At 72.8% G+C, this 14146-nt stretch carries 11 protein-coding genes and 1 riboswitch; of the genes, 1 reads left to right on the top strand and 10 read right to left on the bottom strand.

Going from position 1 to position 14146, the window contains the following annotated elements; all coding sequences use genetic code 11:
* Positions 1–53: 53 nt before the first annotated feature.
* Positions 54–1067, top strand: coding sequence for an AsnC family protein (locus tag ACFVYA_RS09245; RefSeq protein WP_387043970.1), 1014 nt, complete (start codon positions 54–56; stop codon positions 1065–1067).
* Here ACFVYA_RS09245 and ACFVYA_RS09240 read toward each other — a convergent pair.
* The 10 genes from ACFVYA_RS09240 to ileS all read right to left on the bottom strand — a co-directional run bounded on the left by ACFVYA_RS09240 (position 1064) and on the right by ileS (position 13932).
* Positions 1064–1993 (bottom strand): RluA family pseudouridine synthase, encoded by a 930-nt coding sequence (locus tag ACFVYA_RS09240; protein WP_387043968.1) that lies wholly within the window; start codon positions 1991–1993, stop codon positions 1064–1066. The two genes, ACFVYA_RS09245 and ACFVYA_RS09240, sit on opposite strands and share 4 nt — an antisense overlap.
* Positions 1990–2673 carry a signal peptidase II gene (lspA, locus tag ACFVYA_RS09235; RefSeq protein WP_387044064.1) on the bottom strand — a complete coding sequence of 228 codons (684 nt, stop codon included), beginning with the start codon at positions 2671–2673 and terminating at the stop codon, positions 1990–1992. The genes ACFVYA_RS09240 and lspA overlap by 4 nt, the downstream gene beginning before the upstream one ends.
* Positions 2670–3296 carry a hypothetical protein gene (locus ACFVYA_RS09230; RefSeq protein WP_387043966.1) on the bottom strand — a complete coding sequence of 209 codons (627 nt, stop codon included), beginning with the start codon at positions 3294–3296 and terminating at the stop codon, positions 2670–2672. The genes lspA and ACFVYA_RS09230 overlap by 4 nt, the downstream gene beginning before the upstream one ends.
* 4 nt (positions 3297–3300) lie before the next feature.
* Positions 3301–3903, bottom strand: coding sequence for a hypothetical protein (locus ACFVYA_RS09225; RefSeq protein WP_387043964.1), 603 nt, complete (start codon positions 3901–3903; stop codon positions 3301–3303).
* Between the two features lie 16 nt (positions 3904–3919).
* The gene (locus ACFVYA_RS09220; RefSeq protein WP_387043963.1) at positions 3920–5272 is read right to left on the bottom strand and encodes an aminotransferase class V-fold PLP-dependent enzyme; all 1353 of its coding nucleotides are present in this window, start codon (positions 5270–5272) and stop codon (positions 3920–3922) included.
* Positions 5273–5311: 39 nt separating this feature from the next.
* Positions 5312–5426: riboswitch (SAM riboswitch) on the bottom strand.
* Between the two features lie 378 nt (positions 5427–5804).
* Positions 5805–6449 (bottom strand): M23 family metallopeptidase, encoded by a 645-nt coding sequence (locus tag ACFVYA_RS09215; RefSeq protein WP_387043961.1) that lies wholly within the window; start codon positions 6447–6449, stop codon positions 5805–5807.
* A 79-nt stretch (positions 6450–6528) separates the two neighbouring features.
* Positions 6529–8007, bottom strand: a complete 1479-nt coding sequence (locus ACFVYA_RS09210) for a potassium/proton antiporter (RefSeq protein WP_387043959.1) — start codon at positions 8005–8007, stop codon at positions 6529–6531.
* A 97-nt stretch (positions 8008–8104) separates the two neighbouring features.
* A complete protein-coding gene (locus ACFVYA_RS09205) occupies positions 8105–8860 on the bottom strand; it encodes an ArsR/SmtB family transcription factor (protein WP_387043957.1) in 756 nt (251 codons plus the stop codon).
* 195 nt (positions 8861–9055) lie between these two features.
* Positions 9056–10681, bottom strand: coding sequence for a penicillin-binding transpeptidase domain-containing protein (locus ACFVYA_RS09200; protein ID WP_387043955.1), 1626 nt, complete (start codon positions 10679–10681; stop codon positions 9056–9058).
* Positions 10682–10764: 83 nt separating this feature from the next.
* The gene (gene ileS / locus ACFVYA_RS09195; protein ID WP_387043953.1) at positions 10765–13932 is read right to left on the bottom strand and encodes an isoleucine--tRNA ligase; all 3168 of its coding nucleotides are present in this window, start codon (positions 13930–13932) and stop codon (positions 10765–10767) included.
* Positions 13933–14146 lie beyond the last annotated feature (214 nt).

Raw genomic sequence — 14146 nt, 5'->3', positions numbered from 1 at the left:
GGGGGCGGACGGCCTCGGGCAGCGCGGACCGGCCAGGCGGTAGCGTTTCCGATGTGGCCGTGACCGATCCCGTGGATACCCGCCTGCTCGCCGCGCTCGCCGACCTCGGCAAGGCGGCGGTGCACGAGCTGGCGGCCAAGGTCGGCATGGATCCCCGCGAGGTGGCCTACCGGCTGGTCGCCCTCTCCGGCAGCGGGCTCCCCCTGCTCGTCGGCGTCGAGAGCGACCCGAACGGCCTGCGCGCGGCCATCGCCGGCGCCCCGCCGTCGTGGGCGAACCGGCCGCAGTTCCCCCCGCCGTCGCAGCCCGTGCCGCAGCAGCCTGCCCCGCCGATGCCCCCGCCCGTCCAAGGGACGCCTTCGGGGCCGTACACCGTCCAGGGCGCCCCGTCGGGGCCGTACACCGTGCAAGGCGCGCCTTCGGGGCCCTACAACGTCCAGGGCACGCCGTCCGGGCCGTACCACGTCCAGGGGACGCCGTCCGGGCGCTACCCCGGCCCGCCACCGCAGCAGCCGCCGCGCCCGGCCCGGCCGTTCACGCCGCCGCCGGTGCCGCTCGACCCGGCCGTGAGCACGTGGGGCGTGCCGCAGACGGCGTCGTGGGCCCGCGGCGACGAACCCGCCCGGCCGAGCGGGCCCGCCGCCGGCAAGCAGGGCAGGCTCGGCGAGGTCATGGAGACCCAGGGCCTGGAGGGCGAGCAGCTGTCGGTGCAGCTGCTGGAGGTCCAGGACCCGGCCGACTACCTGTTCAGCGCGGCCGGGTACCGCCTGGAAGCCGGTGAACGTGCGGTGGTGGTGCACACCGAGATCACCAACCGCGGCTCGATCCCGTTCGCGTCGCTGCCGGACAACTACCTCGAGCTGCTCGCCGCCGACGGCCAGGCGATCGGCAAGGCCCCGGTGTCGCTGACGTCCCGGCCACCGCACAAGATCGGCGTCAAACCGGGCGAAACGCTGGGCGGCCACACGGTGTACGTCCTCCCGGACGCCACGCGCGTGGTCTCGGTCCGCTGGAGCCCGCGGCCGGAGCCGGACGAGCGCACGCTGACCTGGTCGATCGAGGACTAGTAGCTTTCGTCGCGCAGGGTTTCCAGTGCCTTCGCCAGGTCGTCCGGGTACTCCGACTCGAACTCGACCCAGCGGCCGTCCGCGGGGTGGGCGAATCCCAGCGTTTTCGCGTGCAGCCACTGCCGGCTCAGGCCGAGGTGGCGGGCCAGGACCGGGTCGGCGCCGTAGGTCAGGTCGCCGACGCAGGGGTGCCGCAGCGCCGAGAAGTGGACGCGGATCTGGTGCGTCCGCCCGGTTTCGAGCTTGATGTGCGCGAGCGACGCCGCCCGGAACGCCTCGACGACTTCGTAGTGCGTCACGCTCGGGCGGCCGCCCTGGACCACCGCGAACTTGTAGTCGTGGCGCGGGTGGCGGTCGATGGGGGCGTCGATCGTGCCGCGCATCGGGTCCGGGTGGCCCTGGACGATCGCGTGGTAGCCCTTGTCGACCGTGCGCTCCTTGAACGCGCGCTTCAGCACCGTGTACGCGTGCTCGCTCTTGGCCACCACCATCACGCCGGTGGTGCCCGCGTCGAGCCGGTGGACCACGCCCTGGCGCTCGGCCGCACCCGAGGTCGCGATGCGCAGGCCGGCCGCGGCGAGGCCGCCGACGACGGTCGGGCCGGTCCAGCCCGGGCTCGGGTGCACCGCGACGCCGACCGGCTTCGAGATCACGACGATGTCGTCGTCGTCGTGCAGGATCTGCATGCCCGCGACCGGCTCCGCGACGATCTGGACCGGGTTCGCCGGCTCCGGCAGGGTGATTTCCAGGAGGCCGCCGCCGGAGAGGCGGTCGGACTTGCCCGCGGGACGGCCGTCGAGCAGCACGTCCCCGGATTCGGCGAGCTCGGCGACGACCGTGCGGGACAGCCCGAGCAGCTTGGCGAGGCCGGCGTCGACCCGCATCCCGTCGAGCCCGTCGGGCACCGGGAGCATCCGCGAGCTCACGCCTGCTCCTCCGGCTGCTCCGGCGCTTCGGCCGTCTTCTTGTCCTTGGTCGACGTGCCGTCGTAGTCCTTGCCCAGCAGCGACAGCAGCACGATCAGGGCGCCGCCGACGCAGATCGCGGAGTCGGCGATGTTGAAGATCGCGAAGCCCTTGCCGTTCGGGGCGAACGCCGAGATGAAGTCGACGACGTGGCCCTGCAGCCCGCCGGGCGCGCGGAAGATGCGGTCGGTCAGGTTGCCGGTGGCGCCGGCGAGCACGAGGCCGAGGCCGATCGCCCAGCCGATCGACCGCAGCCGCCGCGCCAGCCAGATGATCGCGATGACGACGGCCAGCGCGACCAGGGCGAGCACCCACGTCATGCCGGTGGCCATCGAGAACGCGGCACCGGGGTTGCGGATCACCTGCAGGTAGATCAGCCCGCCGAGGATCTTGACCGGCTCCTTGCCCTCCAGGTCGGCGACGACCAGGTTCTTCGTCACCAGGTCGATGGCCCAGAACACGACGGCGACCGCGAAGACCCAGCCGACCCGCCGCTTGGGCAGCAGCGGCTTCGCCGGGACCTCCGGGTTCTCGGGCGCGTCGGCGGCCGGATCGGGCACCGCATCGGCGGGCGCGGTGGTGTCGGGTTCGGAGTGGCTGGGCTCGGTGCTCACCGGTCCATTGTCCACGGCACTGGTCAGGCCGTGTCGGGCCCGTCCGGCCGCGGTCGCAGGAGGACGGCGAAGGCGGCCGCGAACAGCACGCCCGCCGCGGCGAGCGTGCCGGGCACCGGGGGCAGGAACGCGGTCGCGACCAGCGCGAACACCCCGGCGACGGCCAGCAGGAACCAGCTGCGCTCGTAGCCGGCCAGCAGCACCAGGCCGAGCGTCGCCAGCAGGGCGCCGCGGACGTCGCCGCCGAGCCGGAACTGCAGGAGGCCGACCAGGTCGAGCAGCGGGACGGCGGCGAGCGCCCCGAGCGTGCCGAGCACGAACCGGCCGGGCCTGGGCGGGGTGGCGGCCCGGCGCAGCTCCCGCCAGTACCAGCCCGCCACGGCGAGCACCACGCAGGCGAGACCCGCGAGCCAGCCGAGCCTCGCCGAAGGCACCGCGTCGGCCGAGACCGCGGTCGCGTACGCGACCCCCGACAACTGCGACTCCGGATAGCCGGTGCCACCGACTCCGCCGGTGCCGAGGCCGTGCAGTCCCTGGATCAGCGGGTAGCCCTGCGGACCGGCGGCGGGGACCAGCTCGGCGGCCACCATCACGAGCAGCGCGAACGCCAGCGCGGCCAACGGGAACCAGGACCGGACGGAACTCCCCATCGCGTCAGGGTATCGGGCGCGGGTTTCCCCGCAGCAGGGCGACGAAGGCGACGGCGAGCAGGATCACCGCCGAGATCAGCACGCCCGCCATGTCCGCCGAGAGCACTACGGCGACCAGGGCGAACGCGACCGTGGTGACCAGGAGGAACACGCTGCGCTCGTAGGCGGCGAGCACCAGCAGGCCGAGCGTGGCCAGCAGCGGGCCGCGCAGCCCCTCGTCGAGCCGGAACTGCCAGGACCCGACCAGGTCGAGCAGCGGGACGGCGAGCAGCGCGGAGACCGTGCCGAGGACGAACCGCCCGGTGCGGACGGGCCGCAGGGCCAGCGCGTACCAGACGGCCGTGCCGGCGAGCACCACGCCGAGCGCGACCAGCCACGCGGGCCCGGCCGGCAGGCCGCTTTCCACCCTGCGGAAATCATCCAGGGGCAACTGATACGCCTGGCTGTGCTCGGTCACGCCGGGCGGGACCGAGTACGGTCCGATGAGGAGGTTCGCGGACTCGCTTTCGGCCCGGCTGCGGCGGGCCACCAGCTGCACCGCCGCCAGGCCGATCTCGGCGAACCCCAGCAGTGCCAGCGGAAACCAGAAACGCTGCCCTCTCCCCATCGGTCCAGGCTAGCGCTCAGCAGAACGGCGGCAGCTCCCGCGGGTCGGCCACCGGCGCCCAGCGGCCGTCCACCTTCGCGTATTCCCAGCGTGCTCCGCGAGCGACGATTTGCCGCAGCGCCAGGAGCACGCGGTCGACGTGTTCCTCCGTGCTGCCGAGGCCGAGGCTGACGCGGACGGCCTGCTGGCCGTCGCCGCCGGTGACGCCGATCAGCCGCTTGGCCGCGATGTGGGCGCAGAAGGCGCCGTCGCGGACGCCGATGCCGTACTCGGCGGACAGCACCGCGGCGAGCCACCCGGGGTCGAAGCCGTCGACGACGAAGCTGACCGTGCCGACCCGGTCGACCGGCGCGTCGAACAACCGCAGCTCGGCGCAGCCGGGGACGCTGCCGAGTCCCTTGCGCAGCCGGGTGAGCAGGGCCTGTTCGTGCGCCTCGACGGCGTCCCAGTTCCGGCTCAGGGTCTCGCACGCGACGCCGAGCGCGTACACGCCGACGGTGTTGGGCGAACCGGCTTCGTGGCGCTCCGGACCGGTGTTCCAGACGACGGCGTCTTCGGTGACGAGCTTGGTCGCGCCGCCGCCGGCGAGGTACGGCCGGGCGGCGCGCAGCCAGTCGGCGCGGCCGATCAGCGCGCCCGCGCCGAAGGGCGCGTACAGCTTGTGGCCGGACAGAGCGACGTAGTCGACGTCCAGTTCCCTGAGCGAGATCCGGCGGTGCGGGGCGAGCTGGGCGGCGTCGAGCGCGATGCGGGCGCCGTGTTTCCGCGCCACGGCGGCGATTTCCGCCACCGGGAGCAGCTCACCGGTCACATTGGACGCTCCGGTGACGACGACCAGCCGCGGTCCCTGCGGGGCGTCCGCGAGCGCTTCGTCCACAGCGGACACCGCGGCGAGGCGGGTGCGCGGGGTCGGGATCCGCCGGACGTTCGGCCCCGGCCACGGCAGCAGCGCGGCGTGGTGCTCGGTGTCGAAGACGATCACCGTGGTGTGCCGCGGCAGGCTGCGGGCGAGCAGGTTGAAGGAGTCGGTGGTGTTGCGGGTGAAGACGACGGTGTCGGTCCGCCGGGCGTCGACGAAGCGGCGCAGGGTGTCCCGGGTGCGCTCGTAGAGCTTGGTGGAGACCTGCGACGCGAAGCCGGCCCCGCGGTGGACGCTGGCGTACCAGGGCAGGAACTCGTCGACGGCCCGGCGGACGGCATCGAGGCACGGGGCGCTCGCGGCGTGGTCGAGGTTGGCGTAGCCGATGTCCCCGCCGGTCACCAGCGGCACCCGCAGCGCCGCCCCCGCGACGGCGGGAATGGCGGCGGTTTCGGGAGTTTCGGCGGTTTCGCGGCTTTCGAGCGGGGTGCGGTCGATGGCGAGAGTCATCGGGGTGCCTCCTCGGCGATCCGGGGGACCCCGGCGAGGGGCCCGCGCTTGCCCGTCGCACGGCGCGACCGGCCCGGTCTTCACCCGGGGCACCCCACCGCGGTAGGAGGGTTGCCGGCCAGCAAGCCGGGGCTTCGCGCTGGCACTCATGACCTGAGCCAGAAGGTAACCGAGAACGCGGCCCGTGGCCAACCCCCGCCTCACATTCTGAGACGCCGCTCACAGACGGTGACGGCCGGTGCGGCCGGAGCGCGCCGCGGCACGGCAACTCCGGTGGCGGGCGGGGCGGCGGGACGGGGCAGTGCGAGGCGGCGACGAGCGGGGCGGGCGGACTAGCGAGGCGGCGGGCAGCGCCTGCCCCGCCCTGCCGGCGGGCCGGCCGGCGGGGCGGGGCGGCCGACGGGGCGGCAAGGCGGCAAGGCGGCGAGCAGCGACGGTCGGCGGGGCGGGCGGGCGGTCGGCGAGGCGGGCGGCGGGCGGCGAGGCGCGATGGCGCACAGCCGAAAGCACCCGCTGTGCGCGCTCGGCGGCGTCAGGGACTCGCGCGGAAGCGGCCCGGCAGCTGGACCACCGCTTCGTCCGCGAGGTGCGTCGCGGTGCCCGAGTACTGCTCCGCCCCCTCCGTGAACCTCCAGCCGCCGAGGGTCTTGCCGTTGATCGGCTCGCCCAGGGCCGTCGCGAGTGTTGTCGAAATGCGGGCGAACGCCACTCCGTCCCAGTCGCCCGCCGCCGCGTCCGGGAGGGTCCAGAGCGTGAAGTGCACGTGCGCGCCCGTGCTGCTGCCGCCGCACGGGAGGGCGTTGCCGGTCGAACCCAGCACCGTGCCGGCTTCGACCTGCTCACCGTCGGTGACCCGGATGCCCTCCAGGTGGTAGTAGCCGGTCCGCCGGCCGCCGGCGTGATCGATCGTCACCCAGTCGCCGCCCGCGCAGTGCTGGAGGTGGACCGTGCCGGCCAGGGACGCGCGGACCGTGCCGTCGGCGGGGCTGAAGTCGATGGCGTTCCGCACGCCGGTGCCGCCGTCGTCGGAGTGGATGCCCGCCGAGTAGACCTGCTGGCCCGCCTCGAACGGCAAGGCGAGCGACGGAAAGGCTTCGGCGGACGCCGGAGGCGCGAGGAGGCCTACGGCCGAAACGACCGCGGCGGCCAAGCTCGCCGCCCGCACGGAAAGGTTCACCGCATGACTCCTCTGGCGCCAAAGTTCACTCGATCGAGCGGACCTTAAGCCAAAAGAGGGACTACAGGGAAGATTTCCGTCAGCGGCCGGATTCGCCCTTCCAGCGAGCCAGGCGCCCGGCCCGGTCGACGGCGCGCAGCCGGCGTTCGGCCGCGTCGCGGACGGCGCTCGTCGTGACGACCAGCAGCTGGTCGTGCTCCTGCAGCCGGCTGGTCTTCTGCGGCGTGAAACCCGTGCCGTCGCGCACGACCAGGCTGATCGTCGCGCCGATGGGCAGCCGCAGCTCGGACAGGTAGACGCCGTGCATCTTCGAGCCGGGCTGGATGCGGACCTGCAGCAGTTCGGCCCCCAGCTCGTCCAGCGGCGCGGAGTCGACCTCGATCTCGTGCGGCTCGGACTTCTTGGCCAGCCCGAGCCGGCGCGCGAGCGGGCCGAGCGTCGCCCCCTGCACCAGCGTCAGGACCACCACCAGCACGAACACCGCGTCGACCAGCCGCTGCGCGCCCGGCAGGCCCTGCGACAGCGGGATCATGGCGAGCACGATCGGCACGGCCCCGCGCAGCCCGGCCCACGACAGGAACGCCTGTTCGCGCCACGGCAGCCGGAACGGCAGCATCGCCAGGAGGACCGAAACCGGCCGCGCCAGCAGCAGCACGACCGCGCCCGCGACCAGGCCCGGCACGATCGCGTCGAGCAGCCGGCCCGGCGACGCGAACAGCCCCAGCAGCACGAACAGCCCGATCTGCGCCAGCCAGCCCAGCCCCTCGGCGAACGACAGCGTGTCCGACCGGTGCGGCAGCCGCGAATTCCCGAGGACCAGCGCGGCCACGTAGGTGGCGAGCAGCCCGGACGCGTGCAGCAGCTGCCCGGACGAGTACGCGACGACGCACACCGCGACCGTGGCGAGCGGGTACAGGCCGGTCGCCGGCAGCGCGGCCCGGCGCAGCGCGAAGCCGCCGAGCCAGCCGAAGGCCAGCCCGATGACCAGGCCCGCCGTCAGCTCGTAGACCACCAGCAGCGGCAGCGTCCAGTCCACAGTGGTGCCTTCGGCCAGCACCACGACGGCGATGTAAGCCGGCGCGTCGTTGATGCCCGACTCGAGTTCGAGCGCGCCGGTGAGCCGCTTGCCGATCCCGGCCGTGCGCAGCACCGAAAACACCGCGGCCGCGTCGGTCGAAGCGAGCACCGCACCCCACAGCAGCGCCAGCCGCCACTCCAGGCCCAGCAGCCAGTGCAGCGCCGCGCCGGTGACCGCGATGCTCACCACCACGGACACTGTGGACAGTGCGATTCCCCGGCCCAGTGCGGGTTTCACCGCCGACCACCGGGTGGTCAGCCCGCCTTCGGCGAGGATCATCACGAGCGCGGCGAGGCCGAGTGATTGGGTGAGCCCGGGGTTGTCGAACCGGACGCCGAAGCCGGCTTCGCCCAGCAGGACGCCGATCCCCAGGTACAGCAGCAGCGAGGGCAGGCCGAGCCGGATCGACACCCGCACGGCCAGCACGGAGGCGAGGAGCACGACGCCGCCGACGCCGAGCAGCACGGGAAGCTGGTCCATGCCCGCCTCCTCCCGAGTGCCGTGGGGCCCTCAGAATAGTGAAGCGCGGGGGTTAACTCGTTCGTGTACCGCTGCCCGGCGCCGGACACCCGGTGTGTTAAGGCGCCGCGACACCACCGAGCGCGTCGAGATCGACACCGAGAGCGGCGAACGGCTCCCTCGCCGGCGGCAGCACCTTGACCGCGCGGTAGCCGTCCTGGGCCACCCAGCCGGCGTCGACGGCCCGGTCGAGCAGCGCCGCGGGCAGGGCCCCGGCGAGGTGGTCGCGGCGCTCCGTCCAATCCAGACAGTCACGCAGCAGCGGCCGCCGCCCGGCGGCGACCGGCACGCCGAGGTCCGCCAGCACCGCCCGCCCGCGCGGGGTCAGGGCCAGGCCGTCGGCGGTGTCGACCAGGCCGGTGGCGAGCATGCCTTCGCGCAGCGCCACGCCGAGCTCGCCGGCGAGGTGGTCGTAGCAGGTGCGCGCGAACCCGAGCCGCCGCGCCCGCAGCGACGACTTCAGGCCGGTCACCGGCCGGTGCTCGGAAGTTTTTCGGGGGCTCCGGGTGGCGGAGCCCCCGGCCCGGGGCGAAGCCCCGGATGTCACTGCGTGCTGGGCCAGGTGCTCGATCAGCTCGGCCACGCGCGGATCGGCGATCCGGACGTAGCTGGCCCGCCCCTGCTTGACCCGGACGACGAAGCCGGCGCCGGCCAGCCGGGTGACGTGCTCGCTGGCGGTCGAGAGGGCGATCCCGGCCGCCTTCGCGAGCTCGCCGACGGTCCAGGCCCGCCCGTCCAGCAGCACGAGGCACATGGTGGCCCGGCTCGGGTCGGCGAGCACCGCGGCCACCTCGGCCAGCGCGATCGTCTCCATGCCCCCACGCTACGGCCGCGACCCGTCGGCCGCGGCCGAACCGTCGTACCCACACGGCCGACGCGCGTACCCACACGGACGACACGCGTACTCAGCCGGACGACACGGGCGCCGGCCGCTCGCCTCCGCGTGTCGTCCATCCAGGTACGCGTGTCGGCCGTGTGGGTACTCATGTCGTCCGGCTGGGTCCGGAGGTCAGAGGGGTTTGAGGAAGGTGGCGGCGACCTGGACGGCCGGGCCGGAGTCGTTCGAGTCCTCCAGGACCACCGCGAAGGCCACGCTCCCGCGGTAGCCCACGAACCAGCCCGTGGCCTGCTTGCCGTCGCCGAACTGGGCGGTGCCGGTCTTGCCGAAGACGGTGCCCGCCCCCGCGGCGGCGCGGCCGGTGCCGCTGGTCACCACCGCGCGCATCATCTTCCGCACCTCGCCGAGCACCGATGCCGGCGGCGGCGAGTAGCCCTTGACCACCTTGGTGTCGACGTCGTGCCACAGCCGCGGCGTGATCGCCTTGCCGGTGGCGACCGTGGCGGCCATCAGCGTGCCGCCGAGGGCGCTGGCCTGGATGCGGCCCTGGCCGAACCCGTCTTCGACCTGCTCGTCCTTGCTCGCCGCGGGCTCGACCTTGCCGAGCTCCGTCTTGAGGCCGGGAATTTCGTAGTCGGCGTTGAGGCCCAGTTCGTCGGCCGCCTTCTTCAGCCCGTCCGCGGGCAGGCCGAGCGCCAGCTGCCCGAACGTCGTGTTGCAGGAGCGCGCGAACGCCGTCTGCAGGTTGGTCGCGCCGAGCTCGAAGCCCTCGTTCTTGACCGTCCGCGTGCCGATCGTCGCGACGCCCGGGCAGTCGACCGGCGACGTCGCGTTGAGCCCGCTCTGCTGGACCGCCGCCACCGACGTCGCGATCTTGAACGACGACCCCGGCTCGTACAGGCCGTTGAGCGCCTTCGGCGAGTTCCCGGCCGCGGCGTTCTGCGCGACGGCGAGGATGTCGCCCGACCCCGTGTCCATGGCGACGAGCATCGCCGACCCCCGGTAGCCGTCCACCGCGGCCTGGGCGGCGTTCTGCGCGGCCAGGCTCAGGCTCGTCACGAGCGGCTTCGCTCCCGCGTCCGACACCTTCCCGAACAGCCGCTCGATGCTCTTGCCGCCGGCATCGACGCGTTCGACGGCGAAGCCCCCGCCCGCCGCGGCGGTGACCTGCGCGAGCAGCGCCGAGCGCAGCAGCGGCGCCGGGTTGCCGTCCACCGGGCGCAGGCCGCCGGACCCGCTGACGACCAGCGGCTTGCCGTCGCGGTCGGCGACCGCGACGGTGTCCTGCACGGCGGTGCTGATCACCAGCCGCTGGCCCGCCTCCAGCTTCGGGTGCAGCAGCGACGGCGCCCAGTGGACCAGCCACTTCCCGCCACCCTGCACGAGCTGGAACGGCACGTCGTAGGTCCAGACCTGGCCCGGCTTCAACGTCCACGAGACGCTGAACGTGCCGTCCGCCTGCTTCGCGCCGGCCGGGGCCGGCTGCAGGGCGGCCAGCTTGGCGGTCACCGACGCCGGGTTCAGCGTGTTCCGCGTGGCCCGCAGGGCCACCGCGGCGGCCGCGTTGTCGTCGGTCAGCCGAGCCGCCGCGTCGGGGTTGTTCTCGGAAAAGTCCTGCAGGTACTCGGTGATCGCCGAGTTCGGGTCGAGCGCGCCCGGGCTCTCCACCGTGGTCGCGCCGGTGGCGGCCTCCGGCGTCGAACCCCCGCTGTTCAGCACGAAGAACGCGGCCACCAGAACCACGACGACCAGCAGCGCGCCACCGATCAGGATGCCGCGTCTCTTACCAGGATTCACCTTCGACGTACCCCTCCCCCAAGGTGCCGCCCCGGATCCGGGGTGGCCGGTCGAGTCTGCACCCTACCGGCCACCCGCGGCAATCATGCTTTCGCCACCGCCACGGTGACCTTCGTGCCGTCGCCGACCGTGCCGGCGAAGCCCTCGGCGACCGGGCCGTGGGTCACCGACGTCGCCAGCGTCTCCGAGGCGAGGAACTCCTCGTGCCGCCGCGCCGCCTCGACGACGTCGGGCACTGAATCAATCGTGAGCGCGATCCGGTCGGCGACGTCGAGCCCGGCGTCCCGGCGGGCCTGCTGCACGACCCGGACCAGGTCGCGGACCAGGCCCTCGGCCGCCAGCTCCGGCGTCACCTCGGTGTCGATCAGGACCAGCCCGGACCCGCCCGGCAGTTCCGCCGCCGCGCCGCCGCCCTTGGCGACCAGCCGGCGCTCGAACTCGCCCTCCTCCAGGGCGATCCCGGCCGCGACCACGGCGCCGCCCTGGAACGACCAGTCCCCCGCCTTGACGGCCTTGATCACCGTCTGGACGTCCTTGCCCAGGCGCGGGCCGGCGGCACGGGCGTTCACCGCGACCTCGAACCCGCCGTGCGCGGCGACGTCGGTGGTCAGCTCGACCGCCTTCACGTTCACCTCGTCGCGCAGGATGTCGGCGAACGGCGCCATCGAATCGGCGTCGGCGGCCGCCACGACCAGCGACGACAGCGGCAGCCGCACGCGCAGCTTGTTCGCCTTCCGCAGCGACAGCGCCGACGACGCCACCTGCCGCACCCGGTCCATCGCCGTCACCAGCGCCGCGTCCGCGGGCAGGTCGTTCGCGTTCGGCCAGTCGGTCAGGTGCACCGAACGGCCGCCGGTGAGCCCGCGCCAGACGACCTCGGTGGTCAGCGGCAGCAGCGGCGCCGCGACCCGCGAAGTCACCTCCAGCACGGTGTGCAGCGTGTCGATCGCGTCCTGGTCACCGGCCCAAAAGCGGTCGCGCGAGCGGCGCACGTACCAGTTCGTCAGGACCTCGAGGAAGTCCCGGACGGTCTGGCACGCGCCCGCGACGTCGTAGTTGTCCATCGCGTACTCGACGTCGGTGACCAACTCGTGCGTCTTCGCCAGGACGTACCGGTCGAGCACGTTCGGCGAATCCGTGCGCCACCGGCCTTCCACGCCTTCGGCGTTCGCGTACAGCGCGAGGAAGTAGTACGAGTTCCACAGCGGCAGCACCGCCTGGCGGACAGCGTCGCGGATGCCCTTGTCGGTGACGACGAGGTTGCCGCCGCGCAGGATCGGGCTCGCCATCAGGTACCAGCGCATGGCGTCGGAGCCGTCGCGCTCGAAGACCTCGTTGACGTCCGGGTAGTTGCGCAGCGACTTCGACATCTTCGCGCCGTCGGAGCCCAGCACGATGCCGTGCGACACGCAGGTGCGGAACGCCGGCCGGTCGAACAGCGCCGTCGCCAGCACGTGCAGCAGGTAGAACCAGCCGCGGGTCTGCCCGATGTACTCGACGATGAAGTCGCTCGGGTAGTGGTGCTCGAACCACTCGGCGTTCTCGAACGGGTAGTGCACCTGGGCGTACGGCATCGAGCCCGAGTCGAACCAGACGTCGAGGACGTCCGGGACGCGGCGCATCGTGGACTTGCCGGTCGGGTCGTCCGGGTTCGGCCGGGTCAGTTCGTCGATGTAGGGCCGGTGCAGGTTGTCCAGCCGCACGCCGAAGTCCGCCTCCAGCTCGTCGAGCGAGCCGTAGACGTCGGTGCGCGGGTAGGCCGGGTCGTCGGACTGCCACACCGGGATCGGCGTGCCGAAGTACCGGTTGCGGGAGATCGACCAGTCGATGGCGTTCTCCAGCCACTTCCCGAACTGGCCGTCCTTGACGTTCTCCGGGTACCAGGTGATCTGCTGGTTCAGCTCGACCATCCGGTCCTTGAACTGCGTCACCGCGACGAACCACGACGAGACCGCGCGGTAGATCAGCGGGTTCCGGCAGCGCCAGCAGTGCGGGTAGGAGTGGTCGTAGGTTTCGTGCCGCAGCAGCAAAGCGCCCTGCTGCGCGGCGGCGCCCGTGCCGTTCTTGAGGTCCCGCACGATGTTCGGGTTGGCGTCGAAGACCTGCTGGCCCTCGTAGTCCGGGACGGTCGCGTCGAACTTGCCGTGCGCGTCGACCGGCGTGACCGGCGGGATGCCGGCGGCGTCGGTGACGACCTTGTCGTCGGCGCCGTAGGCCGGGGCGATGTGGACGATCCCGGTGCCGTCGTCGGTGGTGACGTAGTCGGCGGCCAGCACCCGGTGGGCGTTTTCCGTGTCGGTGAAGTACGGGAACGGTGGTGCGTAACGGGTTCCCAGCAGCTGCGTGCCGGTGTAGCGGGCCACCACCGTCGGCTCTTCGCCGAGTTCGCGTGCGTACGCGGCGACGCGTGCTTCGGCGAGCAGGAATCGCTTGCCGGGCAGGCTTTCGCTCTCGACGACGACGTAGTCCACCTCGGGGTGCACCGCGGTCGCGAGGTTCGACGGCAGCGTCCACGGCGTGGTGGTCCAGATCAGCAGGTAGGTGCCGTCGAGGTCGTTGCCGTTGCCCTCCAGGCGGAAACCGACCGTGACGGCCGGGTCCTGGCGGTTGCGGTAGACGTCGGCGTCCATGCCCAGCTCGTGGTTGGACAGCGGCGTCGCGTCACGCCAGCAGTACGGCAGGACGCGGTAGCCCTCGTAGACGAGTCCCTTGTCCCACAGGCGTTTGAACGCCCAGAGCACCGACTCCATGTAGGTGACGTCGAGGGTCTTGTAGTCGTTGTCGAAGTCGACCCAGCGGGCCTGGCGGGTGACGTACTCGCGCCATTCGTCGGTGTAGCGGAGGACGGACTCCTGCGAAGCCGCGTTGAACTTCGCGATGCCCATCTCTTCGATCTCGGACGTCTCGGTGATGCCGAGCTGGCGCATCGCTTCGAGCTCGGCGGGCAGGCCGTGGGTGTCCCAGCCGAAGCGGCGCTCGACCTTGCGGCCCTTCATCGTCTGGTAGCGCGGCACCAGGTCCTTGACGTACCCGGTGAGCAGGTGGCCGTAGTGCGGCAGGCCGTTGGCGAAGGGCGGGCCGTCGTAGAAGACGTACTCGTTTTCGCCCTTTTCGCCGGCCGGGCGCGCGTCGATCGTCGCCTGGAAGGTCCGGTCGCTCTCCCAGTAGGCGAGGACCTGCTTCTCCAGTGCGGGGAACGACGGCTGCGACGGGACTCCTGCGCCGTCGCCAAGCTGGGCCTGGGGGTACATCCGGGTGCTCCTCGGTTCGTCGCTCGCGTACGGACGACCGGCACTTGCACCGGTCACCCACACGGGGACGAGACGCCTCGGCGTTCCGCGGTACCACCCCGCTTGCCCGTTCTCACGGGCCACTCGTTTCGACGGCTGTCACGGGCCGAACCCGTCCGGTTCTACTGAGAGCTCGCGCTCGGTTCTTCCGGAGGCTCCCCGGTGATGGCCGGAT

It is taken from the genome of Amycolatopsis sp. NPDC058278, assembly GCF_042881395.1.
Lineage (GTDB): Bacteria > Actinomycetota > Actinomycetes > Mycobacteriales > Pseudonocardiaceae > Amycolatopsis.
The sequence above is the reverse complement of the archived record's forward strand: the minus strand, read 5'-3'. Positions and strand labels throughout refer to the sequence as shown.

Coding starts and splice junctions, on each gene's coding strand:
- ACFVYA_RS09230 (WP_387043966.1), bottom strand. CDS start 3,296: ATGGGGAGTTCCGTCCGGTCCTGGTTCCCGTTGGCCGCGCTGGCGTTC.
- ACFVYA_RS09205 (WP_387043957.1), bottom strand. CDS start 8,860: ATGGAGACGATCGCGCTGGCCGAGGTGGCCGCGGTGCTCGCCGACCCG.
- ileS (WP_387043953.1), bottom strand. CDS start 13,932: ATGTACCCCCAGGCCCAGCTTGGCGACGGCGCAGGAGTCCCGTCGCAG.
- ACFVYA_RS09210 (WP_387043959.1), bottom strand. CDS start 8,007: ATGGACCAGCTTCCCGTGCTGCTCGGCGTCGGCGGCGTCGTGCTCCTC.
- ACFVYA_RS09225 (WP_387043964.1), bottom strand. CDS start 3,903: ATGGGGAGAGGGCAGCGTTTCTGGTTTCCGCTGGCACTGCTGGGGTTC.
- ACFVYA_RS09220 (WP_387043963.1), bottom strand. CDS start 5,272: ATGACTCTCGCCATCGACCGCACCCCGCTCGAAAGCCGCGAAACCGCC.